The organism is Pseudomonas oryzihabitans (assembly GCF_024652905.1).
GTDB classification, from domain to species: Bacteria; Pseudomonadota; Gammaproteobacteria; order Pseudomonadales; family Pseudomonadaceae; genus Chryseomonas; species Chryseomonas benzopyrenica.
Genome location: NZ_CP102428.1, coordinates 2,830,624 through 2,856,543 on the forward strand (window position 1 = coordinate 2,830,624; position 25,920 = coordinate 2,856,543).

Genomic DNA, 25,920 nt, shown 5'->3' on the forward strand with positions numbered 1-25,920 from the left:
GACACCTTTGGGTGGACTTGGGTGGAAAGGTAACGAAACGAGAGGGCGCGATTATCCGGGTGCCAGAGGCCCGCGCAACCATTCCTGGGTAAAACTTAGGCAAGTTTCCGGAAATACTGCCCAAAGGTCGGACATCTTGGGAGAATGTGACAGCTCAACACGTTTCAGCACCACCGTAACCAAACTTTTCGGCACACTGGCACTCTCTCCCCGAGCAGCAGGGCGTCATGAGCGCATCTCTTCCCCACGAACCCCGTCGCCAGGCCGTGTTTCTGGCGCTGGCCGCCATTCCCGCGGGGCGGGTGGTCAGCTATGGCCAGTTGGCGGAACTCGCCGGTCTGGGCCGCGGGGCACGCTGGGTGGGCTGGGTACTGGGGCGCTTGCCGGAGGGCAGCGCCCTGCCCTGGCATCGGGTGATCGCCGCGGATGGTCGGCCGAGCCTACCCCCTGACAGCCCCTCTGGCCGGGAGCAACGCGAACGATTGCGGGCCGAGGGTGTGCCGCTGCACGAGGACCGGGTGGACATGCGTCGGTACCGGTGGAATCCAGCTGAGAGTGTCGAGTAGAGTGCGCGTTTTTTCCGAGCCCAAGGGCATGTTTGCACGTTTCTGGCGAGAAGCCGTCACCACCTACAAATCCAAGGCCTGCCTGGCCCTGCTGCTGCTGGGTTTCGCTGCGGGGCTGCCGGCCATGCTGGTGTTTTCCACCCTGTCGGTGTGGCTGCGCGAAGCGGGCGTGAGTCGCGAGACCATTGGCTACGCCAGCTGGATCGGCCTGGCCTATGCCTTCAAGTGGGTCTGGTCGCCCATGCTGGACCTCTGGAAGCTGCCCCTGATCGGCAAGCTCGGCCGCCGACGCTCCTGGCTGGTGCTGTCGCAGATCCTGGTGGGCCTGGGCCTGATCGGCATGGCGCTGTGCAATCCGCAGCAGCACCTGGAGCAGTTGATCGCCCTGGCGGTGCTGGTGGCCTTCGCCTCGGCCACCCAGGACATCGCCGTGGACGCCTATCGCCTGGAGATCGCCGACGATGATCGCCAGGCCGCCCTCGCCGCCTGCTACATGACCGGCTATCGCATCGCCGCCCTGCTGGCCAGCGCTGGCGCGCTGTTTCTCGCCGAGGAGCTGGGCTCGTCCAAGCTCGACTACAGCCAGAGCGCCTGGGCCACCACCTACATGCTGTTCGCCCTGCTGGTGCTGCCGGGCCTGGTGACCAGCGTGCTGATTCGCGAACCCGAGCCGGTGGCGCCCATGGCCATGGCGGAATCGCGCTTCGGCTTCAATCACCAGTTGGTGGCGGTCGCCCTGCTGCTGGTGATGCTGATCTCCATCCCCGCCGCCATCAATGCCGCCATCGCCCAGGCCTGGCCGCGCGCCTTGCTCTACAGCCTGTTCATCGTCGGTTGCCTGTCGCCCTGGGGCCGTTATTGCTCCAAGCCGCTGAGCGACCTCATGCGGCGCATGCGCGAACCTCTGCGACTGCGCGACGCGGCCAATGCCGAGGAGCTGCCGCGCTTCGACTTCGTCCACCAGATGGTCTCGGTGATCCTGCTGATCGTGCTGATCGTGGCCGCTACCGGCGGCCTGTCGGCCCTGGCCGGCGGCTACTGGCCGCGCGGTCTGATGTACGGCCTGATCGTCTGGCTGTGCCTGACCGCGCCCGGGCGTCGGCTGATGGCACCGGTGCTCACGCCCATCACCGAATTCATCCAGCGCTACCAGTGGCAGGCGCTGCTGCTGCTCGGCCTGATCTCCACCTATCGGCTCTCCGATACGGTCATGGGGGTGATGGCCAGCGTCTTCTATATCGACGTGGGCTACAGCAAGGAAACCATCGCCGGGGTCAGCAAGATCTTCGGGGTGTTCATGACCCTGTTCGGCGCGGGCCTGGGCGGCGTGCTGATCACCCGGGTGGGGATCCTGCCGATCCTCTTCCTCGGCGGCGCCGCCTCGGCGCTGACCAACCTGCTGTTCGTGGTGATCGCCTCCACCGGCGCCAACGTGCCGCTGCTGATCGCCACCATCTGCGCCGACAACGTCAGTGGCGGCATGGCCACCTCGGCCTTTGTCGCCTATCTGTCGAGCCTGACCAACCTCAGATTCTCGGCCACCCAGTACGCCATGCTCAGCTCGCTGATGCTGCTGTTGCCACGCCTGCTGGGTGGCTATTCGGGCGCCATGGTGGAGCACGTCGGCTACAGCTCGTTCTTCTCGCTGACCGCGCTGATGGGGGTGCCGACGCTGCTGCTGATCGCCGTGCTCTGGCTGCGCCAGCGGCGGACCGCGGTGCCGAGCGGTTCCTCCAGCGGCGGTCACTGAGGCGGCCGGCGGCCGCCCCATCCCGCTTCAGGCTTCGCCGCGCGCCGCGGCCGCGGCGCGTTCGTCGCCCTTGTCGTCGAGCACCTTGACCACCCGGCTGGGCAGCGCGATGTCGATGCCCTCGGCACGCAGCCGATCGCGGATCTGCTCGTTGAAGGTGAACTGGGTGCCCCAGAAGTCACTGTTGGCGGTCCAGCAGCGCAGCGACACGGTGATGAAGGTGTCGCCCAGCCCGGCCACCACGATGGCGGGCGGCGGCGTTTCCAGCACCCGCGGATCCTTGGCCATATCGGCCAGCACCTGCTTGGCCTTCTGCAGATCGGCATCGTAGCCGACCTTGACGTCGAAGACGATCTGCCGGGTCGGCTGGCGCGACTGGTTGGTGATGATGCCGTTGGACAGGTTGCCGTTGGGCACGGTGATGGTGCGGTTGTCGCCGGTACGCAGCACGGTGTGGAAGATCTGGATCGAATCCACGGTGCCCTGCACGCCCTGGGCCTCGATGTAGTCGCCGATCTTGAACGGCCGGAACAGCAGGATCAGCACCCCGCCGGCGAAGTTGGCCAGGCTGCCCTGCAGCGACAGGCCGATGGCCAGGCTGGCCGCGCCGAGAGCGGCGACGAAGGAGGTGGTGGCGATGCCGATCATGGAGGCGACGCTGATCACCAGCATGACCTTCAAACCGATGTTGACCAGGGTCACCACGAAGGTTTCCAGGGCCTGGTCCATGTGCCGTGCGGTGAACAGCGCGGCCAGGCGCCCGGTCAGGCGGTTGATGACCCACCAGCCGATCCACAGGGTGATCAGGGCCAGCACCACGTTGCCGCAATACTGCAGAATGACCGGTAGCCAGGCCATGAAGGCCGTCAGCAGGTGATCGGTCTGGGCACTCAAATCCATCGTCTACCTCTCCACGCACAAGAAAAAGTCGGGCGCGACCTGAATGGCGGCGCCCTATCTGCGACGGACGGTAGACCGAGAGGTTCCGAAGACGGGCTCAGTCGCGGAAGTTGTCGAACTGCAGCGGCATGCCCAGGGATTGGCCGCGCAGCAGGGCGATGACCTCCTGCAATTCGTCGCGCTTCTTGCCGGTGACGCGCACCTGCTCGCCCTGGATGGCGGCCTGGACCTTGATCTTGCTGTCCTTGATCAGGGCGACGATCTTCTTCGCCAGCTCCTTGTCGATGCCCTCGCGCAGGGTGGTTTCCTGTTTCACGGTCTTGCCGGAGGCGTAGGCATCCTTGACCTCCAGGCACTGGACGTCGATCTTGCGCTTGGCCAGGTTGACCTTGAGGATCTCCAGCATCTGTTCGAGCTGGAAATCGGCATCGGCGGTCAGGGTGACGGTAAGGTCCTTGGCCTCGAAGCTGCCCTTGCCGCGTAGGTCGTACCGGCGCTCGAGCTCCTTCATGGCGTTGTCCACGGCGTTGGTGACTTCGTGCTTGTCCAGCTCCGATACGACGTCGAAGGAAGGCATGGATTTTCTCCTCGGTTGCGATGGGGCAGCCTTGACGCTGCAGCCTGACCGACCATTATAACGACTGGCCCTCTTCCTCAGGAATCCGACCATGCGCAAGGAATCGACACTGGAGTCACAGCTGTGAGCTGGCACGTACTGGGCGCCGGCAGTCTCGGCGGACTCTGGGCGGCGCGGTTGTTTCGCGGGGGCGAGCCGGTCCGGCTGATCCTGCGCGATCGCACGCGCCTGGCGCAGTACCGCGCGGGTGGCGGACTGCGCCTCAGCGAAGGCGACACCACCAGCCTCTATCCGCTGCCCGCCGAGACGCCCGAAGCCGGCAATCCGATCCGCCGACTGATCCTGGCCTGCAAGAGCTACGACGCCGAAGAGGCCATCGCCAGCGTCGCCGCGCGCCTGGAGCCGGAAGCCGAGATCCTGCTGCTGCAGAACGGCCTGGGGAGCCAGGACGCGGTGGCCGCCCGGGTACCGCGAGCGCGCTGCCTGAGAGCCAGCACCACCGAGGGCGCCTATCGCGAGACCGACTTCCATGTGGTGGCGGCCGGTGCCGGCCAGATCTGGATCGGCGACCAGCTCGGCAGCCATAACCCGCCGGCCTGGCTGAATACCCTCACCGAGCTGGGCTTTCCGGTGCGCTGGACCGACGACATCGACGCCCGGCTATGGCGCAAGCTGGCGATCAACTGCGCCATCAATCCGTTGACCGTGCTGCATGGCTGCCGCAACGGCGAACTGCGCCGGCATCTGCCGGAGGTGGCGGCGCTCTGCGCCGAACTCACCGCCCTGCTGGAAGCCATGGGACTCGCCCCGGCGGCCCAGGGACTGCAGCAGGAGGTCGAGGCGGTGATCGCCGCCACCGCCCACAACCGCTCCTCGATGCTGCAGGACGTGGAGCGCGGCCAGCGTACCGAGGTGAGTTACCTGCTCGGCCATGCCCTGCCGATCGCCGGACGGCTGCACCTCGCGGTGCCGCACCTGACCGAGCTGCAGCAGCGCCTGCAGACCCGGCTCGCGGAGCGCGGATTGCCCGAGGACTAGCTGCGGGCTACCCTGCCCGCTTCCCTGTTGCCACGGCTGCGCCATGATCCTCGCCAAACGCCTGAAGAATCTCCCGGTCGGCCGCAAGTTGCTGGCCGCCCTGCTGGTGATGATGGTCGCGGTGCTGGTGGTGGCCAATGTGACCTTTATCAGCGCCGCCTACTGGATCTCCCAGGAAAGCGTGGCGCCCCAGGCGCTGCAGACCCTGGGCCGGCTGTTCGCCAGTCCGGTGCTCAGCCGTGAGGTGCTGGCCTCGCCAGCGGCGGCCGAGGTGCAGTTGCGGCAACTGGACGGCTATGCGCCGCTGCGCCTGGCGGCGGTCTACAACAGCCAGGGTCAGCGCCTGGCCGAGTTGCACAACGGCGATCGGCTGCAGGTGCCGGCGCGCTTCGAAGAGCTGCAGACCTGGCGCCTGCGGGAATTCCGCACCAACCTGCTGGTGGAGCTGCCGCGCCCCGAGGGCGCGCCCGGACACCTGCTGCTGGTGGCCAGCAGCGAGCTGCCAGGGGCCTTCTATCGCGGTACCCTGACCGCCAGCCTGGCGATCCTGACCTTCAGCATCCTGCTCTGGCTGGTGGTGGCCCGGCAGATCAAGCGACTCATCACCCTGCCGATCCGCGAATTGGAAGAACTCTCGCGCCAGGTGACCCGCGAGGAAAACTATTCGCTACGCGCCAGCAAGGGTAGCGAGGACGAGCTGGGCCGTCTGGCGGAGTCCCTCAACACCATGCTCGGCCGCATCCAGGGTCGCGAGCAACAGCTCAAGCGCGCTCGCGACGATGCCCAGTACGCAGTGCTGCAGGCCCAGAGTCTGGCCGAGGAAACCCGCCGCTCCAACCGCAAGCTGGAACTGGAGGTACAGGTCCGCGGCAAGATCGAGAAGAAACTCACCGGCTTCCAGAACTACCTCAACAGCATCATCGACTCCATGCCCTCGGCGCTGATCGCGGTGGACGAGCAGTTCTACGTCACCCAGTGGAACCAGGAAGCCACCCACCTCTCCGGCACCCAGCTGGACGAAGCCCTGAACCAGCCGGTGTTTCTCGCCTTTCCCTCGCTCAAGCCCTTCCTGCCGCAACTGAGTCGCACCGCCGAATTGCTGCGGGTGGAAAAGGTGGAGCGGGTGACCTGGGCGCTGACCGACACCCCGCGTCACTACACCCTGACCTTCTACCCGCTGATGGGTGGCGCCGGGCGCGGCGTGGTGATCCGTATCGACGACATCACCCAGCGCCTGAACATGGAAGAGATGATGGTGCAGTCGGAAAAGATGCTCTCGGTGGGTGGCCTGGCGGCCGGCATGGCCCACGAGATCAACAATCCCCTGGGCGCCATCCTGCACAATGTGCAGAACATCCGCCGGCGCCTGTCGCCGGAGTTGCCGAAGAATCTCGAGCAGGCGGCCGAATCCGGCGTCGAGCTCAATGCGGTGAATTGCTACCTGGAGAGTCGGCAGATCCCGCGCCTGCTGGACGGCATCCACCAGGCCGGCAGTCGCGCGGCCAAGATCGTCAGCCACATGCTCGCCTTCAGCCGCCGCAGCAATCGCAAGATGGAAGCCAGCGAGCTGCCGCCGCTGATCGACCAGGCCATCGAGATCGCCGGCAACGACTTCGACCTGGCCGAGGGCTTCGACTTCCGCACCCTGTCGATCCTCCGCGAATTCGACCCGGCGCTGGGACCGGTGCCGGTGATCGCCAACGAGCTGGAACAGGTGCTGCTCAATCTGCTCAAGAACGCCGCCCAGGCCATCCATCTGCGCGACGACGAGGAAGAAGGCGAATACGGTCGCATCACCTTGCGCACCAAGCTACGCGGCGGCTGGGCGGAGATCCAGGTGGAAGACAATGGCATCGGCATCCCCGAAGACATCTGCAAGCGCATCTTCGAGCCCTTCTTCACCACCAAGGAGGTGGGCCAGGGCACCGGCCTGGGCCTGTCGGTGTCGTACTTCATCATCACCAATAACCACAAGGGGCAGATGGAGGTGCACTCCACGCCCGGTGTAGGGACCTGCTTCACCCTGCGCCTGCCCCTCGTCCAGGCCGATTTCGAATCCGTCTAGGACCCAGCCAGGAGCCACGCCATGGGTTTTCGCCTCACCGAGATCTACACCCGCCAGGGCGACGCCGGCGATACCGGGCTCGCCGACGGCAGCCGGGTGCCCAAGGACCATCCGCGCATCGAGGCCATCGGTGCGGTGGACGAACTCAACAGCGCCCTGGGCCTGTTGCTCGCCGAGCTGGCGGAGGACCCTCGCCTGGCCGAGGTGAGCGAGGCCCTGGCGCCCTGCCAGCACCGGTTGTTCGACCTCGGCGGCGAACTGGCCATGCCCAGCTATCGCGCCCTGCAGCCGGTGGAGATCCAACGCCTGGAAGGCGCCATCGATCGCTGGAACGCCGAGCTGGGGCCGCTGGAGAATTTCATCCTGCCCGGCGGTTCCCGCGTCGTGGCCCAGGCCCATGTCTGCCGCACCCTGGCCCGTAGCGCCGAGCGGCGCTGCCGCAGCCTGCATGCGGTGGAACCCCTGGAAGGCCAGAGCCTGCCCTATCTCAATCGCCTGTCCGACCTGCTGTTCGTCGCCGCCCGCATCGTCGCCCGGCGCCAGGGGGTGAGCGAGGTGCTCTGGCAGGCCGCGCGGCCATGAGCGCGCCGGTCGCGCCCGCCGCGCCACCGCCGCGCCGCCACGAGGGCCTGCTGGCGCTCTGGGACGGCCTGATCCTGATCCTGGTCTGCGTGAACCTGGCGCTGATCCTGTTCGACAGCCTCTATGCCCTGGGGCCGCTCAACCAGGCCCTGGCCGCCGTGCTGCCCGGCTTCCACGCCTTCTATGGCGAACGCATCCACGCCCACTTCACCCGCATCGACCTGGTGTTCGTCGCCTTCTTCATCGCCGACGTACTGCTGGGCTGGCTGGTGGCGGTGGTCGAGCGCCGCCATGCGCGCTGGTACCACTATCCCTTCATCCACTGGTACGACGTGCTCGGCTGCATCCCCCTGGGCGGCTTCCGGCTGCTGCGGGCGCTGCGCATCATCTCGCTGCTCCTGCGCCTGCAACGCCTGGGACTGATCGACATGCGCGGCTGGCGGCCCTATCGGCTGTTCAACCACTACTACCAGCTGCTCATGGAGGACCTGTCGGATCGGGTGATGATCAAGATCTGCGGTGAACTGCAGGACGAGCTGAATACCCGCGACGACTTCTCCCAGAGCGTGATCGACCGCGTCATCCGCCCGCGCAAGCAGCGGCTGATCGACGGCATGGCGCTGCGCATCCAGGCGATGGTGGAACAGGGCTACAGCCAGAATCGCGCCACCCTGGAACGGCTGGTCGGCGACGTGGTGCAACGTGCCCTGGACGAGAACCCCGACCTGGCCCGCCTCAAGCGACTGCCCATGGGCGAGCGCCTGGCCGACACCCTGGACGGGGTGCTCACCGATATCGTCAACGGCCTGGTACGGGAGGCGGCGGCCAGTCTGCGCACCCGCGACTTCCGCGCCCTGGCCAGTCGCCTGGCCGATCACGGCTTCGATCAGAGTCTGCCCAGCGGCGCCCAGGACAATGCCCTGGACGAGGTGCTGGTGGAGATCCTCGAAGTGTTCAAGCAGAAGGTCCTGCAGCGCCGGCTCGATCAGCTCGACGGCGAGCTCTGGCCGCAGGAATGGCAGCGCAGCGAGATCGATCCGATCAACGCGCCCCGGCGCTGATCTGCTGCTGCAGATTCTGCACCTGGGTCTGCAGGGTGGTGATGTTGCGGGTGGTCTGCAGGCGGAAGGCGTCGAATTCCTTGCTGTCCGGTCCGACCGGGCGGGCGTCCAGCTCGCTGCGCAGCACCAGCAGGTCCTGCTGCATCTCGCCCAGGGCCTGACTCTGGGCACTGGGTTTCTTCAAGGCGGCGATGTCCGCCTGCAGCGCCTTGTTCTGCGCGGTCAGGCTGGCGACCTGCTCGGCCAGGCTACCGGTCTGCGCCAGGCCATTCTTCAGCGCCGCCTGTTCCTCGGCCAGGGCCTTCAGCCGGGTGTCCACCTCGCCACTGCCGGTCTGCAGCGCGCTGGAAAGATTCTGCAGGCGATTGTCCTGGGCCTGCTGGTTGTCGCTCACCCCCTGCTGCTGACGCGTGAGTTCGGCGACCTTGGTCTGCAGCGTCTTGACCTGCAGCAGCAAGGCCTCGCGGCTGGTGGTGCCGGAGGATTCGCTTTCCACCAGCTTGCCGGAGATGTCACGCAGCCGGCCTTGGGCATCCTCGCTGATGCGCGCGAAGTTCTCCTGGGTGGCCACCACCTGCTCCTGCATCAGCACCAGTTGCTGGTGACTCCACCAGGCGACGCCGGCCAGGGCCAGGGTCAGAGCGGCGATCAGCACCCACAGCGGCGCCGTGGAGGGGCCGCGCCGGACCGGGCGGGCATGAACGGCGGCAGGCTCGTGATAGACCTCGTCGGCCTCGACCGGCCGGCGACCAACGGGGCGACGGTCATCGCGCTCCGGTGTCAGGCTCGGGACGTTGTCCATTTCATCGAGAAGATCGTTGCGCATGGCAGACCTGTGAGCAGAGGCGAAAAGACGGAATGGCGGCCAGTATAACGGTCGTCACGGCCGACGCGGGGCAGTCGGCCGAGGCTTTCGTTGCGGGATCGTGCACCGAAACGCAGTCTGCGTCGACATCACTGCGCCATCACGACGCAGAATCAGCCGCGGTAGCCCTACCAAGCCCGCTGTTCCTGGCGCCAGCGCTCCTGGTACGTGATTTGCGTCACGACCAACCTCAAGCCAAACGGGAGGTGAGCATGGAATACAACAAGGCGTTCTTCGATTGCCTCGGCGCACTGCGTCGTCGACTGCGGCAGGAGCAAGGCATGGTGATTCGCTTCGACGAAGCCGAGGCGGTTCCGCGAATGCTGGCGGCCAGCCAGGCCTCGGACGATCCTGAGACCCGTGAACTCGGCGAGCGCCTGGCGAGGCTGAGCGGCTTGGTGCCGGTGGTGACCCCTCTGCCGTCCATGGCGGAGATGGCAGGCTCGACCTATGTCAGCCAGGAATTTCTCGCGGCCACTCGCCGCTACACCGGCCCGCTGCGCGGCTGACGCCGAGTTGGACGATATTCCTCCAATGCTGTCCAGGAGGCGGCCTGCGGACGAAAGCCGAAGGCCTCCTGGGCGGCGCGGATGTCGAGGGTGAAGGGACTGTCGAGCAAGTCGGGCCAGCGAGCTTCCTGGCGCAGGGTACGCAGCCGCGCATAGAGCGCGCGTGGACTCAGGGTCTTCGCCTCGGTCACCGCAGGCAGCTCGAAGCGCCGCAGCAGGAAGTTGACCGCATCCCAGCACACCAGCGGCTGGCCGTCGCTGAGGTTGAACACCTTGCCACTAGCCGCCGCCGGCTGCTCCAGCAGCAGCGTCACCAGCGCCTGGCGCAGATTGCCGGCACTGGTGAAGTCCCAGCGATTGAGGCCGTTGCCGCGGCGCCCCAGTTGCTTGGCCTTGGCCTGCTCCAGCAGCCCGCGCGCCCAGTCGCGATCGGCCAGGCCGAGCACCTGGGCCGGCCGCAACACCGTGACCTGAGGGCCGAATTCACCGGCGGCCAGGGCCAGGCGCTCCAGTTGCAGACGGCGCTGGGCCTCACGGCCCTTGGGCTTGGCCGGCACCTGGTCTTCCTTGAGCGCCTCGCCACCCCGTTCATAGACACGGGCGGACGACACATAGACGAATTGCGCGACCTGCTGCTGCAGGGCGGCTTCGATCAGCACCTGCCCGTGGTCCAGATCGGCCGCGCTCGGCACGCCGGCCACGTCGGTGCAGTGGGCGATGGCGTCGATGTCGTCGCACAGCGCCAGCACCTGCGCGGGCTGGTCGAGCAAGGCGGGATGATAATCGGCGCCACGCTCGACCAGGGCATCCAGGGTCGCACCGGGACGGCCGTGCACCCGCACCAGTTGGCCGCGGTCGAGCAGATCGCAGGCCAGGCCCGCACCGAGCGCCTCGCTGGCGCCCGTGATCAAGATACGCATGTCGCTGGGATTCCCGAAGCTATCCACGGTCGCCCGCGGCGACCCATCGGCCAGTGTAACCAAAGCTTTCGACAGCCGCCGCTAGTCGCGCACCAGCCACTGACCGGCAACCTGTTCAAGGTGCCGGGTCAGGGCCTGCAAGGCGGCGCCACCGTTGCGCCAGCGGTGCCAGAACAGGGGGACGTCCACCCAGTGACCGGGCGCCAGATCCACCAGCTCGCCGCGCGCCTGGGCGGCCGCGCTCTGGATATCTGGCAGGAGCCCCCAGCCGATACCGCCCAGGGTCATCTGCAGGAAGCCCTCGGCGGAAGGACAGAGGTGGTAGTCGAAGGGCTGGGTGACGCCGAGCTGCTCCAGATAGCGATGCTGTAAGCGGTCATCCGGGCCGAAGACGATGGCGGGCGCCCGCGCCAGGGCCTGGGGATCCGGCAACCCGGCCAGTTGCCGCGTGCGGAATTCCGGGCTGGCCAGGGCCCGGTAGCGCATGGCACCCAGGGCACTGACCCGCGCCCCGGCCAATGGCTGGCCGTTGGCGCAGAGACAGGCGGCCACTTCGCCGGCGCGCATGCGCCTGAGCACCACGTCCTGATCCTGCACCACCAGATCCAGCAGTACGCCCTGCGCCCTGACCCAGGGACCGACCGCCAGCGGCCACCAGTTGGCCAGGCTGTCGGCATTGAGGGCGATGCGCAGTCGCTGTGGCGCCTCCTCGGCCAACCCCGGCACCGCGCTGCCCAGATCGGCCTCCAGCAGCCGCACCTGCTGGATATGGCGCAGCAGGCGCAGACCCGGCGCCGTCGGCTGGGGCGGCGTTTCCCGCACCAGCACCGCCTGGCCGACCCGGGCTTCGAGCAGCTTGATGCGCTGGGACACCGCCGATTGCGACAGGCCCAGCCGGCGCGCCGCCCGCTCGAAGCCGCCCTCTTCCACCACCACCGCCAGGGCTTCCAGCAACTTGTAGTCGATCATCGATTCAGCTAATGCTGCATTAGGAATATTGGTTTTTCTTATACACCCGGACCCGGCAAGGTGGCAGCCATTCCCGGACAACAAGGCGACACCCTTGCAATGAACAGCTACTTCACCGGCCTCTTGACCATGGCCAGTCTCATCATGGCGCTGGGCGCGCAAAACACCTATCTGCTGGCCCAGGGGCTGCGCCGCGAGCACCATCTGGCCATTGCCGCCTTCTGCCTGACCTGCGATGTCATCCTGGTGGCCGCTGGCGTGCTGGGGCTGGCCGCGCTGATCCAGCACAGCCCGCTATTGGTGGTCATCCTGCGCTGGGGCGGCGCGGCCTTTCTGTTCTGGTACGGCGCCCAGGCGCTACGCCGGGCCTGGCGGCCGGCGGCCATCGACAAGCTGGAGACCACGAGTCCGCGCAGCCGGCGCCAGGCGCTGCTCGCCGCGGCCGGCGTCTCCCTGCTCAATCCCCATGTCTATCTGGACACGGTGCTGCTGGTGGGCTCCCTGGGCAGCCAGCAGGCCGCGCCCCTGGCCTATGTGTTCGGCGCCGCCACCGCCTCCATGCTGTGGTTCTTCGGACTCGCCCTGGGCGCGGCCTGGGCCGCGCCCTACCTGGCCCGTCCGGGGGTGTGGCGACTGATCGATCTGCTGGTGGCTGGGGTGATGTTTGCCGTCGCGGTGCAATTGCTGGTCTCGACCTGAGGCTGGCCTTCGCCCGGCGAGCGCCCTAAGCTGCGGCTCTGCGTTTCCTGTCGAGAGTCCCTATGCCCTTCGCCCGCTCGCTCCGTAGTCAGAGCCTGCTCCTGTTTGGCGGCAGTCTACTGCTGATGCTGCTGATCGCCCTGGCCGGCTTCGGCCTGCTCTCCCGCGAGCTGCACCGCTACCAGCACCTGATCGAAGGGCCGCTGGAGCGGCTGGTGGAGATCGACGACACCCACCTGACCTTCAAGATCCAGGTGCAGGAGTGGAAGAACTTTCTCCTGCGCGGTGGCGATGCCGCGACCGCCGAACGCTACTGGCAGGCCTTTCTGACCCGCGAAGCAGAGGTCGACCAGCGCCTGCAACAGCTGGCCACCCGCGTCGACCCCGAACTGCAACCGCGGCTCCAGGCGCTGCGCGCCCAGCACGGGCGTCTGGGCGAGCGCTATCGCGCCGGCCATGCCGCCTATCTGGCTCATGACCGCGATCCGCGCCGCGGCGATGCCGAGGTTCGGGGTATCGACCGGGAGACCGCCGAGGGCTTCGCCACCCTGGTCGACGACCTGCATGGACACACCGCCGCGCAGATCGCCGCCATCCGCGCCGAGGCCCAGCGCGACATCCTGCTCGCCGGCCTGGCCCTGCTGCTCTGTGGCGGCGGCCTGCTGTTCCTCGGGGTACGGCTGGTGGAGCGTCGACTGGTGGATCCACTGGTGGCCTGCGCCCGGCAACTGGGTCTGCTGGCCCGCGGACGTTTCGGCGAACGGCTGCCCAGCGGGCGCGATGACGAACTGGGCCGCCTGACCCTCAGCACCAATCTCCTGCGCGAGGCCGCCGTGCAGCACACCCACGACCTGCGCCACCAGGCCAACGAAGTCGGCGCCCTCAGCGCCCTGCTGGCCAGTCAGTTGCTGACCGAACCAGGTCAGCCAGCGCGCGACATCGATCCGCAGGTACTCAAGGACGTCAGCCGCCGCCTCGCCGACATCGCCGGTGATCTGCAGGAGGCCGCCAGCCAGCGGCAGGATTGAGCGGCGGCGCTAGAGCTGCGCCGGTACCTCGCGCCATTGGCCCGGCGCCAGGTCGTCCAGCGTCCAGGGGCCGATGCGTACGCGCACCAGGCGCAGCGTCGGCAAGCCCACCGCGGCGGTCATGCGCCGCACCTGGCGATTGCGCCCCTCACGGATGGTCAGCTCGATCCAGGCGGTCGGCACGCTCTTGCGAAAGCGCACCGGCGGATCGCGCTCCCAGAGCACCGGCGGCTCGGCCAGCAGGCGCGCTTCGGCCGGCAGCGTGGGGCCGTCATTGAGTTCGACCCCCTGGCGCAGGCACTGCAATTGCGCTTCGCTGGGCGTGCCTTCCACCTGGGCCCAGTAGGTCTTGGGCAGCTTGTGCCGGGGATCGGCGATGCGCGCCTGCAACTGGCCATCGTTGGTCAGCAGGAGCAGGCCTTCGCTGTCGCGATCCAGACGACCGGCGGGATAGACCCCTGGCACCGCGACGAAGGCCTTCAGGGTCGCGCGGCCGTCAGCGTCGGCGAATTGGGTGAGCACATCGAAGGGCTTGTTGAGCAGCAGCAGCCGCGGCGTGACCGGCGGCGCCTTTGCCTGGCGACGGGGACGCTGACCGGGGGTGGAACGGGTATTTCGCGACATGGGGATCGACGGCGGTTAGGGTAATCTGAATGGCCCAGTCTATTCGTCCGAGGTCCCATGCGCATCTTTCGTCCGCTGTGGCTGATCCACCTGCTCACCCTGGCCGGCTGCGCTTCGTCCGCCTACGAGGGTCCGCGCTCCGATCACTTCGACGGCGCGCGCTTCCACAACCTGGCGCCACGCGAGGACAAGAGTCTCTGGACGCTGCTGAAATGGCAGTTCACCCGCACCCGTCCCGAGTGGACCTGGCAGGACGGCCCAGCCGTGCCGACACGGCCGGCGACGCGGGTCGAGGGCGGTGAGTTGCGGGTGACCTTCGTCAACCACGCCACCCTGCTGATCCAGCACCAGGGCCTCAACATCCTCGCCGATCCGGTGTGGTCGGCGCGGGTCAGTCCCTTCAGCTTCATCGGGCCCCGGCGCCATCACGCGCCCGGCGTGGCCCTGGACGACCTGCCGCCGCTGGATCTGATCTTTGTCAGCCACAGTCACTACGATCATATGGATCTGGCGACCCTGAGGCGCCTGGCCGAGCGCGCGCCCCTGACGCCGGTGGTGACGCCCTTGGGCAATGCCGAGCTGATCCGCCGCGAGACCGGCTTCGTCACGGTCAGCGAACTGGACTGGTGGCAGAGTCTGCCGCTCAAGGACGGCATACGCCTGCACCTGGTGCCGGGCCAGCACTGGTCGGCGCGCAGTCGCCTCGACACCAATCGCCGGCTGTGGGGTGGCTTCGTGCTGGAAGCGCCGACCGGGCCGGTCTATTTCGCTGGCGATACCGGCTGGGGCCCGCACTTCGCGCTGATCCGCGAACGCCTCGGCGCACCGCGCTTCGCCGCGCTGCCCATTGGCGCCTATGAACCCCGCTGGTTCATGCAGGACAGCCACCTCAACCCGGACGATGCCGTACGCGCCCATCAGGCGCTGGGCGCTGCCAGCAGTCTGGGCATCCACTTCGGCACCTTTCCACTGAGCGACGAAGGTCAGTTCGCCCCGCCCCGCGATCTGGCTCATGCCCGGACACTGCATGGGCTGGCGGACGAGGCATTCAGGACGCTGGCGCCGGGCGAGGTCTGGTCGGTGCCCTGAGGTCAGCCGCCGACCTTTGCTGTTTCGATCAAAGGCGGTAGAGAGGAAGCGCTGAGCCAATCCATGAGGGTGGCTCTCATACCGATTCCCCAATGCTGGTCATAGAGCATCCAGGGCCCGGTGACCACGATGGCCCAGAGAATGCTGAACAGCGAACCGACCAGAAAGTATTCGGCAAAGTCCCGCTGATCCAGCTCCTTGAAGCGAGCGACGGTCTTGAGCGCTATCACCGCCGCGAGGATTTCCCAGCTGTTGCTCAGCAGTCCCGCAGCCAACACCAGGCGCTCGAGCCAACCGATGAGGCGTCCCGCGGAAAAGGCGCCATCGGCGGATGAGTCTGACACCCCTGGTCGTCGCATGCGGATGAGCATCCTGCGACACAGGGCATTGCCGAGCTCGGTCAACAGGACCAAGGCCAAGAGCGTATAGGCCAGTGCATGCAATCCTTGCAGCAACCCGTTCACTGTTCAGCCTCCCTGCGATCCAGCTCTGTCAGTACCTCCAGCACGGCGTTCCACTGTTGGCTATAGGCGTCAAAGTGACCGGAGGTACGTACCTTGTAGATGCTATGGACCGATACCTGACGCTGCTCTGCTAGCTCCGCTGGCGACTGTCCATTCAAGAGTGCCGCGATATCGCTCAACTGACGTTGCGTCCAACCCTTCTCGATAACCGTCAAGCCAACCCCTAGCGCATCGAGGGCGATCTCCAGCAGTGGCTCCTGTGGCAGCGAGAAACCATAGCGGCAGAGCGCACGCTTTTCATTGAGCTTGTGCCGACTGCGGCTAAGGCCCGGCCCCATCATGTTCCAGGCCTGTTGCGGATTCACCGCCGTTTCTATCCGGGCCAGCCCCAGGACGAAGCGGCAGTCGATATCGCGCTGCAGGAGATCCAGCCTGATGTCACGCAACAGCCGAGCGCCGGCATTCAAGGAGGTCACCAGACCCTGAAATTCGTCTCCAAGGGTGATGGTCAGCGGTGACGCCAGGACGTCGGCATAACGCCTGTTGTGCTGCACTACCGCTTCATTGAAGGCCTTGTATAACTGCGCAATATCGGCGGCGTGCTCGCTGTGCACCAAGTCGCCCATTACCACTGCGAGCGTTCTGGCGGTTTTTACCTGCTTTGGGGTCATTTTCGTGATGTAACTAAAAAAGGGTCAACAAGCGCTTTTTACCCAAAAATGGTATGACTCGCCTAGTGCTAGCTATCACCAGTAGCCAGCAGGCAAGAGACAAAGGCAGCCAGAGCTTTTGAGGACACCCTCAACGCCTCGCCGCTTCCGCCCGTTGATTCTGGTTACTCCACCAGCCCCTTGTCCCAGAGCCGCACCAGTTCGCTGGGCGCCCGGTCCTCGGGGATCAGCAGGGTCAACTCGTCTTCCTGCTCGGCGGGTTGCGGGCGAAAGCGCAGCTCCACCTTGAAATAGCGTTGATCGCCGCGCCCGACCTGGGTCGGTTCGCCGGATTCCGGCAGACAGCGTTCCAACACCGAGCAGATGCGCCCGCGCTGGGCGCTATCGTATTGGCCGAATTCGATCTCCCGCGGTTTGCTCAGCGCATGCAAGGGCGCGAAGCCGCCCTGGCGCGAGAGCCGTACCACGGTGTCCTTGCCCAGCGGGGGAAGTTCGCGCATTGCCCTGTTCCTCTAGCTAAGGGTGACGCCAACGCCGGCCCAGGCTTCCTCGACGGCGCGAACCTCGGCCGACTCGGCACCGAAGCGGCGACCGGCATTGGAGACGGTCAAGCGGGCGAAGGCGGCGAAATCCGCATCGTTGGCCAGGCGGCTGTCGCAGAGGGTGTCGTACCAGATCGGCCCGGCCTTTTCCCAGGCATGACCACCCAGAGCCAGCGCCGCCAGGTAGAAGGCCCGATTGGGAATACCCGAGTTGAGGTGGACGCCGCCGTTGTCTTCGCGGGTCTCGATGTAGTCGTGCATATGCCCGGGCTGGGGATCCTTGCCCAGGGTCGGATCGTCGTAGGCGGTGCCCGGCTCGGCCATGGACCTGAGGCCTTTGCCCTTGATGCGGTCGGTGAGCAGCCCGGCGCCAATTATCCAGTCCGCCTCGGCGGCGGTCTGCTTGAGTTCATACTGCTTGACCAGGATGCCGAAGACATCGGACACCGACTCGTTGAGCGCACCGGACTGGTTGAAGTACACCAGCCCCGCCTCGCTCTCGGTGACGCCATGCACCAATTCATGAGCGATGACGTCCAGGGCGATGGTGAAACGGTTGAAGATCTCGCCGTCACCGTCGCCGAATACCATCTGCTCACCGTTCCAGAAGGCGTTCTGGTACTCCTGGCCATAGTGGACGGTGCCGGCGAGCGGCAGGCCCTGGCCATCGATGGAGTTGCGGCCGAAGACCTCGTTGAAGAATTTGAAGGTGGCGCCCAGGTAATCATAGGCCTCGTCCACCGCTACGTCGCTCAGCGGCGGCTGCCCCTCCTGGCGCACCAGCCGCCCGGGCAGCTGCATGGCATTGCCGGCATCGAAGATGCTGCGCTGCGGACTGGCATCATCGGTGCGCGGCAGAGCCCCAACCGGGGCCTGGCGTACTCCGGGCCGACCCGGATTGTGCAGCAGACTCTGGACATGACTCAGGGTGGTCAGGGCGTAGGAACGCTGGTGTTCGTCGCCATGATCGATGATGCGGCCAAGAATGTAGGGGGGAATCACCCCCTGGATGGTGCCCGGGTTACGAGACATGCGCGCCCTCCTCCTCTGGGGGACAAAGGTCCCCGATCACCGCAGCGTGCGGTCCTGCTGATTGGACCACGAAACGACCAGACGACTCCCGCCTCTTCACCCGGAGGCAGGCTTCTGGTACAAAGGCACCCCACGCGGGCGTCGTATAATGGCATTACCTGAGCTTCCCAAGCTCATGACGAGGGTTCGATTCCCTTCGCCCGCTCCAGATCCAGACGGCCTCCAATCAGTCCTTGCGGACCAGCTGATTGGGGGCCGTTGCGTTTCCGGCTCTCATTTCCGTGCGGTTCAGACTGGACGACATGGGGGCTTACCCTACGTCCACCAACCCCTTCACCCGCTGCGCCAGGGCCTCCACCGCGAAGGGCTTGGTGAGGATCGCCATGCCGGGCTCCAGGTGGCCATCGCTGAGCAGTGAGGTTTCGGCGAAGCCGGTGATGAACAGGACCTTGAGCGCCGGGCGGTGGACGCGGGCGGCGTCGGCCAGTTGGCGGCCGTTCATGCCGCCGGGCAGGCCGACGTCGGTCACCAGCAGGTCGATACGGGCATCGGAGTGCAGCACTTCCAGGCCGCCGGCGCCGTCGGCGGCCTCGATGATGACGTAGCCCAGCTCGCGCAGCAGATCGGTCACCAGCATGCGCACCGTGGGTTCGTCGTCGACCACCAGCACCGTGGCATTGGCGCCTTCCAGCGGACAGGGTCGACCATCCGCCAGAGGCGTCTCGCCTGGCTGCTCTACCGGCCGCAGTGGCAGGTAAAGGCAGACGGTGGTGCCCTCCTCCGGCGTCGAGCGCAGCCGCAGCTGGCCGCCGGACTGGCGGGCGAAGCCATAGATCATCGACAACCCCAGGCCCGTGCCCTGGCCCATGGGCTTGGTGGTGAAGAAAGGCTCGAAGGCCTTGGCGGCGACCTCCGCTGTCATGCCGCTGCCGGTATCGGTCACGCTCAGGTGCAGATAGCGTCCAGGTGGCAGCTCGAAATCGCGGGTATCTCCGTCACCAAGAATGCGATAGCTGGCGGCGATGAGGATGCGCCCACCGTTGGGCATGGCATCGCGGGCGTTGATGCACAGATTGAGCAGGGCATTCTCCAGCTGGGACTGGTCCACCAACAGCGGCTGGTCGTCCGGCAGACTGGTGAACTGCACCTGGATGGCGGGCCCCACGGTGCGCTGCACCAGATCGAGCATGCCGCCTACCAGCTGGTTGACCACCGTGGCCTCCGGGGCCAGGGTCTGGCGGCGGGCGAAGGCCAGCAGGCGATGGGTCAGGGCGGCGGCGCGCTTGGCGCTGCCCTGGGCGGCCAGCAGGTATTTTTCCAGCTCGGTGAAGCGCCCCTGGCCGATGCGCAGGTCCATGAGGTCGAGGCTGCCGGAGATTCCGGCGAGCAGGTTGTTGAAGTCGTGGGCCAGGCCGCCGGTGAGCTGGCCGACCGCTTCCATCTTTTGCGACTGGCGCAGGGCTTCTTCCGAGCGGCGGAGGTCTGCGGTGCGCTCTTCGACGCGCTGCTCCAGGGTGGCGGTCAAGTCGCGCAGCTCCGCCAGGGCACGGTCACGCTCGTCGGCCAGGGCCCGGCGGGCGTCCACGTCCAGCAGCACGCCGGGAAAGCGCAGCGGGGTGCCGTCCGCTGCCAGCTCGACATGGCCGTTGGCCTCCAGCCAGTAGTAGCGACCGTCCCTGCGGCGCACCCGGTACTGGTGGGCATAGCGCCCGCCGCGTCCGAGCACGTCGGCGATGGCCGCGGCCAGGCCCGCCTGGTCGTCCGGATGCACGTTGGCGACCACCTGCGCCAGGCTCAGCCCATCACGGCCCAGCGCCGGGTCCAGGCCGAAGTGGCTGGCGAAGGCTTCGTCGACGGTGAATCTGTCGGTGGGTAGATCCCAGTACCAGGTGCCGATGATGGCACCGGCGGCCAGGGCCAGCTGCACCCGTTCGGCCGCCGCCAGCACGCTGCTCTTCGCAGCGCGGGCGCTGTCGCGTTCGTCGATGCGCGCTGAGAGCTCCTGTTCGAGGGTCAGGTTGTGTCGGCGCAGCGCGGCTTCGGCGATGTCGCGCTGGCGATGGGCCTGGACGCTGGCGGTGGTCTCGGTGGTGATGTTGAGCATGCCGACGATGCGCTCGCCGTCACGCAGCGGACTATAGGAAAAGCTCCAGTAGGTGTCCTCGGGATAGCCGTTGCGGGTCATCACGAAGTGCTTGTCGACGAAGTGCAGCGCCTCGCCGGCGCGTGCCCGGTCGATCAGCGGGGCGATCTCGTCCCACAGCTCCACCCAGACCTCGTGGATCGGCTGCCCCAGTGCCGCGGGATGCCGCGCACCGAGAAAGGGGGCGTAGGCGTGGTTGTAGATCAGCGTCTGCTCGGCGCCCCAGGTGGCGCACATGGCAAAGGGTGAGGCCATCAGCAGATCGTAGGTGGTCCGTAGCGCGACGGGCCAGCCAGCACGGCCACCCAGCGGCGTGGATTCCCAGGCGAAGGTTTCTAGGTAGGACAAGGAACGACTCACTGGCAGAGGCACTGAGGGATCTCGTGGCCGTCCGGACCCTCTGCAAGGCGTCCGGATGCCCATGATAGGCAGGTACGGGAGTCCCTGCCAGAGTTCCAGGTGACCGACGGCGCAGCCCTGCCCATCGATGGTCGGGCCGGCCCTGCGGCATGCTGTCCCGGTGAAACGACTGGCACCGGCGACGTGCATCTCTTACCGTGTGGCCCCCGCTGTCGCTGTCAGGTATCCGCTCGTCATGTCCGCGTCTTCCACCCCGCCCGAGGGGCTGCAACGCAGCCTGTCCAATCGCCATCTGCAACTGATCGCCATCGGCGGCGCCATCGGCACCGGCCTGTTCATGGGCTCGGGCAAGACCATCGCCCTGGCCGGTCCCTCGATCCTGCTGGTCTATCTGATCATCGGCAGCGCGCTGTTCTTTGTCATGCGCGCCCTGGGCGAACTGCTGCTGTCGGATCTGGAGTACAAGTCCTTCATCGACTTCTGCACCGACCTGCTCGGGCCCTGGGCCGGCTTCTTCTGCGGTTGGACCTACTGGTTCTGCTGGATAGTCACCGCCATCGCCGATGTCATCGCCATCGCCGCCTATGCCCAGTTCTGGTTTCCCAGCCTCGCGCCCTGGATCCCGGCGCTGCTCTGCGTGCTGCTCCTGCTGGGCCTCAACCTGGTCACGGTGCGACTCTTCGGCGAAATGGAATTCTGGTTCGCGCTGATCAAGATCGTCGCCATCTGCGCCCTGATCGTCACCGGCTTCGGCCTGGTGCTCTGGGGTTTCCAGTCGCCCTCGGGCAACGTGGCGAGCCTGAGCAATCTGTGGAACGACGGCGGCTTCTTCCCAATGGGCCTGGGCGGCTTCTTCGCCGGTTTCCAGATCGCCGTGTTCGCCTTCGTCGGCATCGAGCTGGTAGGCACCACCGCCGCCGAGACCGCCGATCCCCGGCGCAACCTGCCCCGCGCCATCAACTCCATTCCGGTGCGCATCCTGGTGTTCTATGTGTTGGCGCTGGTGGTGATCATGGCGGTGACGCCCTGGCGCCAGGTGGTGCCGGACAAGAGTCCCTTCGTCGAACTCTTCGTGCTGGCCGGCGTGCCCATGGCCGCCAGCCTGATCAACTTCGTGGTGCTGACCTCGGCCACCTCCTCGGCCAATAGCGGCATCTTCTCCACCAGCCGCATGCTCTATGGCCTGGCCCGCGAAGGCCATGCGCCCCGCGGCCTCACCCAACTTTCGCGGGCGGCGGTACCGGCGCGCGGACTGGTGCTGTCCTGCCTGTGCCTGCTGCTGGGCACGGTGCTGATCTACCTGATCCCCAACCTGGTTACCGCCTTCACCCTGGTCACCACCCTGGCGGCGGTGCTGTTCATGTTCGTCTGGTCGCTGATCCTGCTGTCCTGGTTGGCCTATAGACGCAACCGCCCGGAACGCCATGCCGCCTCGGCCTTTCGCCTGCCCGGCGGGCGCTGGGTGTGCTACGGGGTGCTGGCCTTCTTCGCCGCGGTGCTGGTCTTGCTGACCCTGCAGGACGACACCCGCCAGGCGCTGCTGGCCAGTCCGCTGTGGTTCCTGCTGCTGGGGGTGGGCTACTGGTGGCGCGGGCGGACGCTACGCGGCGGCTAGCCAGGTACTGGTCGCTCAGCCCACCGTCCAGAGTTCATCGAGCCGGGTGGTGTAGCGCGGGCTGAGCAGGTCGCGGCGCATCTGCCAGGCGGGATCCCGGGGAATCCGGGCTGGACGCAGGGTTTCGCGACCGAACTTGCCGTTGATGGCGTCCAGCGTTGCCATCAGCCGGGTAGCGGCCGGATCCGGTGCGGAAGCGAAGAGATCCGCGGCCACCTCGCTACGGCCGTAGAGATCGAGCAGCAACACCTCGGCCTTGGCATAGCCGAAACCGTCGCGAAAGATCTCGCGCAGGCCGGACTGGGCATAATCGTTGAGCACCCGGGTGTCGTCGCTGGGCACCGGCAGATTGAGCAGGGCGGCATTGGCATAGCGGCCCTCGTCCGCGCCATGCATCCCGGTCTGGATGCTGACCCTCAGGGTGCGACAGAGCGACCCCTGGGCGCGCAGCTTTTCCGCGGCGCGGGCGGTGTAGCTGGCCACCGCCTCGGCCAAGGCGCCGAACTGGTACTGGCGACGGCCGAACATGCGGCTGCTGCAAATGGTCTGCCGCGGCGCCTCCAGTTCTTCGAGACCCAGACAGGCCAGCCCGCGCAATTCCCGGGCGGTCTTCTCCAGCACCACGCTGTAGCGCTGGCGCAGTGACCAGGCATCCTGCGCGGCCAGCTCCCAGGCAGTGGTGACGCCCTCGCCCCGCAGGCGCGCGGCCAGGCGCCGGCCGACACCCCAGACGTCTTCGATCGGCGAGTGTTTCAGCACCCAGTCATGCACCACCGGATCGCGCAGATCCAGCACGCCACCGGTGCGCTCCGGCCAGCGCTTGGCGGCGGCATTGGCCAGCTTGGCCAGGGTCTTGGTACCGGCGATGCCGACGCTGACCGGGATGCCCGTCCACTTCTGCACCCTGGCCTGCAGGCGATGACCGAGGGCGTCCAGGGGTTCGGGCAGGCCAGCCAGATCGGCGAATACCTCGTCGATGCTGTAACGCTCCAGGCGCGGCACCAGAGTCCCCAGGGTGCGCATCACCCGGTCGCTGAGGTCGCCATAGAGCGCATAATTGGAACTGAAGGCCGCGACCTCGCCACGCCGGGCCAGCTCGCGCACCTGAAACCAGGGCGCCGCCATGGCGATGCCCAGGCGTTTGGCCTCGGTCGAGCGGGCGATCACGCAGCCGTCGTTGTTCGATAACACCACCACCGGGCGCCCGGCGAGATCGGGGCGGAAGACTCGCTCGCAACTGCAATAGAAGACATTGCAGTCGATCAGCGCCAACACCGACTCAGCCATGGCCAAAGCGCCTCAGGCTGTGGGTGGCCACGCCCCAGACTTCGAAGTCATCGCGCTCGCCGATGACCAGGGGTGCATAGGCAGGGTTTTCCGCCAGCAGGACGAAATGGGCGCCTTGCCGACCGAGGCGCTTGAGGGTGGGCTCGCGGTCGCGCACCGCCACCACGATATCGCCGACCCGCGCCGGACGGGCGCGGTCAACGATCACCAGATCGCCAGGAAAGATGCCCACCCCGGTCATGCTGTCGCCACTGACCTGGATGACGTAGGTATGAGGAGCGCGCAGGTCGACCAGTTCGTCCAGCGAAACCTGGCGCTCCAGATGATCCTGGGCCGGCGAAGGAAAGCCGCACGGCAGGCGAAAATCATAGAGCGGCAGCTGGGTGGCGGACGACGCCAGACAACCCAGGACGGTAACGGACATGACAAGGCGCTCCTGCGGATAACTGTGTATTTATACAGTTATCCGCAGCTGCCGTGTTGTAAAGTCCGACCTAACTCTCGCCGATGAGCGGCGCCCTCAGGCGCTGAGGCGGAAGCGCGAGACGATACCGCGCAGATCCTGGGACAGACCGGCGAGACGCTCGGCGGTACCAGCATCGGACTCGATTCCGCTCAGTACCTGCAGGGTACTGGCACGGATGCCGGTGGTGTTGCGGTTGATGTCCTCAGATACTGCGGCCTGCTGCTCCGCAGCGCTGGCGATCTGCACATTGACGTCGACGATGCGCCCCACGGCGGAGCCGATGCTGGTCAGGCTGACGCTGGCCTGCTCGGCGGCCGCGACACCGGTCAGGGCGTGGCTACGACTGCCCTGCATCTGGCCGACGGCTTCGGCGGTAGCGCCCTGCAATTGCTCGATGATGCGGCGAATCTCCTCGGTGGAGGTCTGGGTACGGGAGGCCAGGGTGCGGACCTCGTCGGCCACCACGGCGAAACCGCGCCCTTGCTCGCCGGCCCGGGCGGCCTCGATGGCAGCGTTGAGGGCCAGCAGATTGGTCTGCTCGGCGATGGTACGGATCACCGCGATGACCCCGCCGATGGCCTGGCTGTGACTCTCCAGGGCGGCGACCTTGGTGGCGCTGAGATCCACCTCGGCGGCCAGGGCTTCGATGGCCTGTTGGGTCTGCTGCATCACCCGGGCGCCGTCGCGGGTGGCCTGATCGGCCTGCTGGGCAGCCGCGACAGCGCCTTCGGTGTTGTTGGCGACGTCCGCCACGCTGGCGGTCATCTCGGTGATGGCCGTGGCCACCTGGTCGGTCTCGCCCTGTTGCGCCTGCATGGTCGAGCGTGCCTGACCGATGGAGCCGGCCAGGGCACCGGATGCCTGGGCGACTGCCTGGGAAGCCTGATCGACCTCGCGCAGCGAGCGACCGAAAGCCTCCAGCATCTCATCCAGGCTACGACCGATGTCGGCGATCTCGTCACGCCCGGACAAGGCGGCCCGGCGGCTCAGATCGCCCCGGGCAGCGGCGGCGGTCACCTCGACCAGCTCGGCGATCCCCAGGCGCAGGGCCTGGTAGATGCCGGCGAAGGTGTAGCTCAGCAGCAGCAAGGCCCCCAGGATCATGCCCAGCATCATATTGCGCAGCGCGGTCTCATGGGCCAGACGCTCGGCCAGCATCTGGGACAGAAGACCCTGGGCCTCTTCCAGAACCTTATAGTAGCGGGCGACCACGGCATTGCCCTGGGCACCCAGAGCGCGCCCGGCAACTACACCCTCCCCGCTCATGGCGGTCAGCATGCCCTGGCGGAAGTTGGCATAGTCGTCCGCCGCGAGCGCCAGAGAGCTCTTGAGGCGTTGCGCCAACTCAGGGGCCTGGCGCGCCAGCAGCCGCAAACCCTGCTCCAGTTCGTCGGCGGTCTGCCGCTCCTGGCGCACCAGGGTACGCGCCACATTGAGGGTGGCCGGATCGAAGTTGTTGGTAGCGCTCAGGCCGCTCGCGAGGCCGCGCAGCTGGCCGATGAGATTGATCTCCCGCGGCAGTCGCAGCGAAGTGATATCGATGAGAAAGAGGCTAGTGTAGTCGGCATCCAGCGCCAGGCCCGAGGTGGCCGAGACGTAATAGAAGAAGTTGAGGGTCTTGGTCAGCTGCTCATTCCAGCCTTCGAACACCTCCAGGGAGTTGCCTGAGGTGCCCTGCAGCAGCCGTTCGGCTCCCAGCCGCAGCTGGCTGACGCGATCGCCAGTTTCCAGCTTACCGCCGAGTTCACGATCCAGCTGCCCCAGGTCGTCATAGGCCTTGAGCAGGTTGTCGCGATTGTTCTGCCAATCCTGCTGCGCCGAGGTGTCGCCATCCTGGACACGCTTGGTCAGGGCACGCTGCAACATGCTCAGTCGGGCGACCGGGGTCAGCTGCGTCAGATAGCGTTGACCGTCGATCTCCTGGGTCAGGCTCACGCGCTGCTCCTGGATATCCTGATAGAGGTAGACGCTGAGAAACAGAAGCGGCACCAGAACGATGGTGGCGAGGCAGGCGAACTTGGCGGGAAACCTCAGGCGATTCATTATCGTTACAGCAGGGGTCAGCAGATTCATGGCTAGCTCGGGCGGCGGCGAAAGG

The 25,920-nt window shown here is 66.7% G+C and carries 24 protein-coding genes, 1 tRNA gene and 2 pseudogenes; 12 read left to right on the forward strand and 15 right to left on the reverse strand.

Features of this window, described 5'->3' with window-relative positions:
* Positions 1 to 227: 227 nt before the first annotated feature.
* Together NRG74_RS13085 and NRG74_RS13090 are read left to right on the forward strand one after the other, a co-directional pair.
* Positions 228 to 566 (forward strand): MGMT family protein, encoded by a 339-nt coding sequence (locus tag NRG74_RS13085; RefSeq protein WP_257704330.1) that lies wholly within the window; start codon positions 228 to 230, stop codon positions 564 to 566.
* Between the two features lie 28 nt (positions 567 to 594).
* Complete coding sequence (locus NRG74_RS13090; RefSeq protein ID WP_017640082.1) at positions 595 to 2,316, forward strand: AmpG family muropeptide MFS transporter; 1,722 nt, start codon at positions 595 to 597, stop codon at positions 2,314 to 2,316.
* A gap of 27 nt (positions 2,317 to 2,343) precedes the next feature.
* Here NRG74_RS13090 and NRG74_RS13095 read toward each other — a convergent pair whose 3' ends face one another.
* Both NRG74_RS13095 and NRG74_RS13100 read right to left on the reverse strand, forming a co-directional pair.
* A complete protein-coding gene (locus NRG74_RS13095; protein ID WP_017640081.1) occupies positions 2,344 to 3,216 on the reverse strand; it encodes a mechanosensitive ion channel family protein in 873 nt (290 codons plus the stop codon).
* Between the two features lie 97 nt (positions 3,217 to 3,313).
* Positions 3,314 to 3,793 carry a YajQ family cyclic di-GMP-binding protein gene (locus NRG74_RS13100; RefSeq protein WP_017640080.1) on the reverse strand — a complete coding sequence of 160 codons (480 nt, stop codon included), beginning with the start codon at positions 3,791 to 3,793 and terminating at the stop codon, positions 3,314 to 3,316.
* A gap of 123 nt (positions 3,794 to 3,916) precedes the next feature.
* Here NRG74_RS13100 and NRG74_RS13105 point away from each other — a divergent pair, with 123 nt between their 5' ends.
* Genes NRG74_RS13105 through NRG74_RS13120 form a run of 4 tightly spaced genes read left to right on the forward strand, consistent with a single transcriptional unit; the run spans position 3,917 to position 8,539 of the window.
* The gene (locus NRG74_RS13105; RefSeq protein ID WP_257704332.1) at positions 3,917 to 4,831 is read left to right on the forward strand and encodes a putative 2-dehydropantoate 2-reductase; all 915 of its coding nucleotides are present in this window, start codon (positions 3,917 to 3,919) and stop codon (positions 4,829 to 4,831) included.
* 43 nt (positions 4,832 to 4,874) lie between these two features.
* Positions 4,875 to 6,896 carry a sensor histidine kinase gene (locus tag NRG74_RS13110; RefSeq protein WP_257704334.1) on the forward strand — a complete coding sequence of 674 codons (2,022 nt, stop codon included), beginning with the start codon at positions 4,875 to 4,877 and terminating at the stop codon, positions 6,894 to 6,896.
* 21 nt (positions 6,897 to 6,917) lie between these two features.
* Positions 6,918 to 7,478, forward strand: coding sequence for a cob(I)yrinic acid a,c-diamide adenosyltransferase (locus tag NRG74_RS13115; protein WP_257704336.1), 561 nt, complete (start codon positions 6,918 to 6,920; stop codon positions 7,476 to 7,478).
* Positions 7,475 to 8,539, forward strand: a complete 1,065-nt coding sequence (locus NRG74_RS13120; protein ID WP_257704338.1) for an ion transporter — start codon at positions 7,475 to 7,477, stop codon at positions 8,537 to 8,539. The genes NRG74_RS13115 and NRG74_RS13120 overlap by 4 nt, the downstream gene beginning before the upstream one ends.
* On the opposite strand, the gene NRG74_RS13125 is transcribed toward NRG74_RS13120, so the two are convergent.
* Complete coding sequence (locus NRG74_RS13125; protein ID WP_017640075.1) at positions 8,520 to 9,365, reverse strand: hypothetical protein; 846 nt, start codon at positions 9,363 to 9,365, stop codon at positions 8,520 to 8,522. The two genes, NRG74_RS13120 and NRG74_RS13125, sit on opposite strands and share 20 nt — an antisense overlap.
* Before the next feature lie 251 nt (positions 9,366 to 9,616).
* Here NRG74_RS13125 and NRG74_RS13130 point away from each other — a divergent pair, with 251 nt between their 5' ends.
* The gene (locus NRG74_RS13130; RefSeq protein WP_064307385.1) at positions 9,617 to 9,913 is read left to right on the forward strand and encodes a hypothetical protein; all 297 of its coding nucleotides are present in this window, start codon (positions 9,617 to 9,619) and stop codon (positions 9,911 to 9,913) included.
* On the opposite strand, the gene NRG74_RS13135 is transcribed toward NRG74_RS13130, so the two are convergent.
* Positions 9,889 to 10,833, reverse strand: coding sequence for an NAD-dependent epimerase/dehydratase family protein (locus NRG74_RS13135; protein ID WP_257704341.1), 945 nt, complete (start codon positions 10,831 to 10,833; stop codon positions 9,889 to 9,891). The two genes, NRG74_RS13130 and NRG74_RS13135, sit on opposite strands and share 25 nt — an antisense overlap.
* An 81-nt stretch (positions 10,834 to 10,914) precedes the next feature.
* Positions 10,915 to 11,802 carry a LysR family transcriptional regulator ArgP gene (locus tag NRG74_RS13140; RefSeq protein ID WP_257704342.1) on the reverse strand — a complete coding sequence of 296 codons (888 nt, stop codon included), beginning with the start codon at positions 11,800 to 11,802 and terminating at the stop codon, positions 10,915 to 10,917.
* A 99-nt stretch (positions 11,803 to 11,901) separates the two neighbouring features.
* On the opposite strand from NRG74_RS13140, the gene NRG74_RS13145 reads away from it, so the two are divergent.
* Both NRG74_RS13145 and NRG74_RS13150 read left to right on the forward strand, forming a co-directional pair.
* Positions 11,902 to 12,501 (forward strand): LysE/ArgO family amino acid transporter, encoded by a 600-nt coding sequence (locus NRG74_RS13145; RefSeq protein ID WP_257706592.1) that lies wholly within the window; start codon positions 11,902 to 11,904, stop codon positions 12,499 to 12,501.
* A gap of 62 nt (positions 12,502 to 12,563) precedes the next feature.
* Positions 12,564 to 13,529 carry a hypothetical protein gene (locus NRG74_RS13150; RefSeq protein ID WP_257704343.1) on the forward strand — a complete coding sequence of 322 codons (966 nt, stop codon included), beginning with the start codon at positions 12,564 to 12,566 and terminating at the stop codon, positions 13,527 to 13,529.
* 9 nt (positions 13,530 to 13,538) lie between these two features.
* Here NRG74_RS13150 and NRG74_RS13155 read toward each other — a convergent pair whose 3' ends face one another.
* Positions 13,539 to 14,153 carry a pseudouridine synthase gene (locus NRG74_RS13155; RefSeq protein WP_257704345.1) on the reverse strand — a complete coding sequence of 205 codons (615 nt, stop codon included), beginning with the start codon at positions 14,151 to 14,153 and terminating at the stop codon, positions 13,539 to 13,541.
* Between the two features lie 57 nt (positions 14,154 to 14,210).
* Here NRG74_RS13155 and NRG74_RS13160 point away from each other — a divergent pair, with 57 nt between their 5' ends.
* Entirely contained in the window at positions 14,211 to 15,242 is a 1,032-nt protein-coding gene (locus NRG74_RS13160) for an MBL fold metallo-hydrolase (RefSeq protein WP_257704347.1), read from the forward strand.
* A 2-nt stretch (positions 15,243 to 15,244) separates the two neighbouring features.
* Here NRG74_RS13160 and NRG74_RS13165 read toward each other — a convergent pair whose 3' ends face one another.
* The 4 genes from NRG74_RS13165 to NRG74_RS13180 form a co-directional block, all read right to left on the reverse strand.
* Complete coding sequence (locus NRG74_RS13165) at positions 15,245 to 15,706, reverse strand: hypothetical protein (RefSeq protein ID WP_257704349.1); 462 nt, start codon at positions 15,704 to 15,706, stop codon at positions 15,245 to 15,247.
* The gene (locus NRG74_RS13170; protein ID WP_257704351.1) at positions 15,703 to 16,332 is read right to left on the reverse strand and encodes a SatD family protein; all 630 of its coding nucleotides are present in this window, start codon (positions 16,330 to 16,332) and stop codon (positions 15,703 to 15,705) included. The genes NRG74_RS13165 and NRG74_RS13170 overlap by 4 nt, the downstream gene beginning before the upstream one ends.
* A 209-nt stretch (positions 16,333 to 16,541) precedes the next feature.
* Positions 16,542 to 16,877 carry a protealysin inhibitor emfourin gene (locus NRG74_RS13175; RefSeq protein ID WP_017640065.1) on the reverse strand — a complete coding sequence of 112 codons (336 nt, stop codon included), beginning with the start codon at positions 16,875 to 16,877 and terminating at the stop codon, positions 16,542 to 16,544.
* 12 nt (positions 16,878 to 16,889) lie between these two features.
* The gene (locus NRG74_RS13180) at positions 16,890 to 17,951 is read right to left on the reverse strand and encodes a M4 family metallopeptidase (protein ID WP_257704355.1); all 1,062 of its coding nucleotides are present in this window, start codon (positions 17,949 to 17,951) and stop codon (positions 16,890 to 16,892) included.
* 134 nt (positions 17,952 to 18,085) lie between these two features.
* Here NRG74_RS13180 and NRG74_RS13185 point away from each other — a divergent pair.
* A tRNA-Gly gene (locus NRG74_RS13185) sits at positions 18,086 to 18,159 on the forward strand.
* A gap of 102 nt (positions 18,160 to 18,261) precedes the next feature.
* Here the strand turns inward: NRG74_RS13185 and NRG74_RS13190 are convergent.
* Together NRG74_RS13190 and NRG74_RS24430 are read right to left on the reverse strand one after the other, a co-directional pair.
* Positions 18,262 to 20,043, reverse strand: a pseudogene (locus NRG74_RS13190) (ATP-binding protein); the annotation flags it as partial.
* Positions 20,044 to 20,079: 36 nt separating this feature from the next.
* Positions 20,080 to 20,643, reverse strand: a pseudogene (locus tag NRG74_RS24430) (hypothetical protein); the annotation flags it as partial.
* Positions 20,644 to 20,689: 46 nt separating this feature from the next.
* Between NRG74_RS24430 and cycA the strand changes: the two are divergent.
* Complete coding sequence (cycA, locus tag NRG74_RS13200; RefSeq protein WP_257704357.1) at positions 20,690 to 22,069, forward strand: D-serine/D-alanine/glycine transporter; 1,380 nt, start codon at positions 20,690 to 20,692, stop codon at positions 22,067 to 22,069.
* A gap of 15 nt (positions 22,070 to 22,084) precedes the next feature.
* Here the strand turns inward: cycA and NRG74_RS13205 are convergent, their stop codons facing one another.
* The 3 genes from NRG74_RS13205 to NRG74_RS13215 all read right to left on the reverse strand — a co-directional run bounded on the left by NRG74_RS13205 (position 22,085) and on the right by NRG74_RS13215 (position 25,895).
* On the reverse strand, positions 22,085 to 23,356 hold the full coding sequence (locus tag NRG74_RS13205) for a Y-family DNA polymerase (RefSeq protein WP_257704359.1): 1,272 nt from the start codon (positions 23,354 to 23,356) through the stop codon (positions 22,085 to 22,087).
* A complete protein-coding gene (locus tag NRG74_RS13210) occupies positions 23,349 to 23,780 on the reverse strand; it encodes a LexA family protein (protein WP_093253961.1) in 432 nt (143 codons plus the stop codon). Before NRG74_RS13210 ends, NRG74_RS13205 begins: the two co-directional genes overlap by 8 nt.
* 96 nt (positions 23,781 to 23,876) lie before the next feature.
* Positions 23,877 to 25,895: a methyl-accepting chemotaxis protein gene (locus NRG74_RS13215; RefSeq protein WP_257704363.1), complete on the reverse strand. Its 2,019-nt coding sequence runs from the start codon at positions 25,893 to 25,895 to the stop codon at positions 23,877 to 23,879.
* Between the last annotated feature and the right edge of the window lie 25 nt (positions 25,896 to 25,920).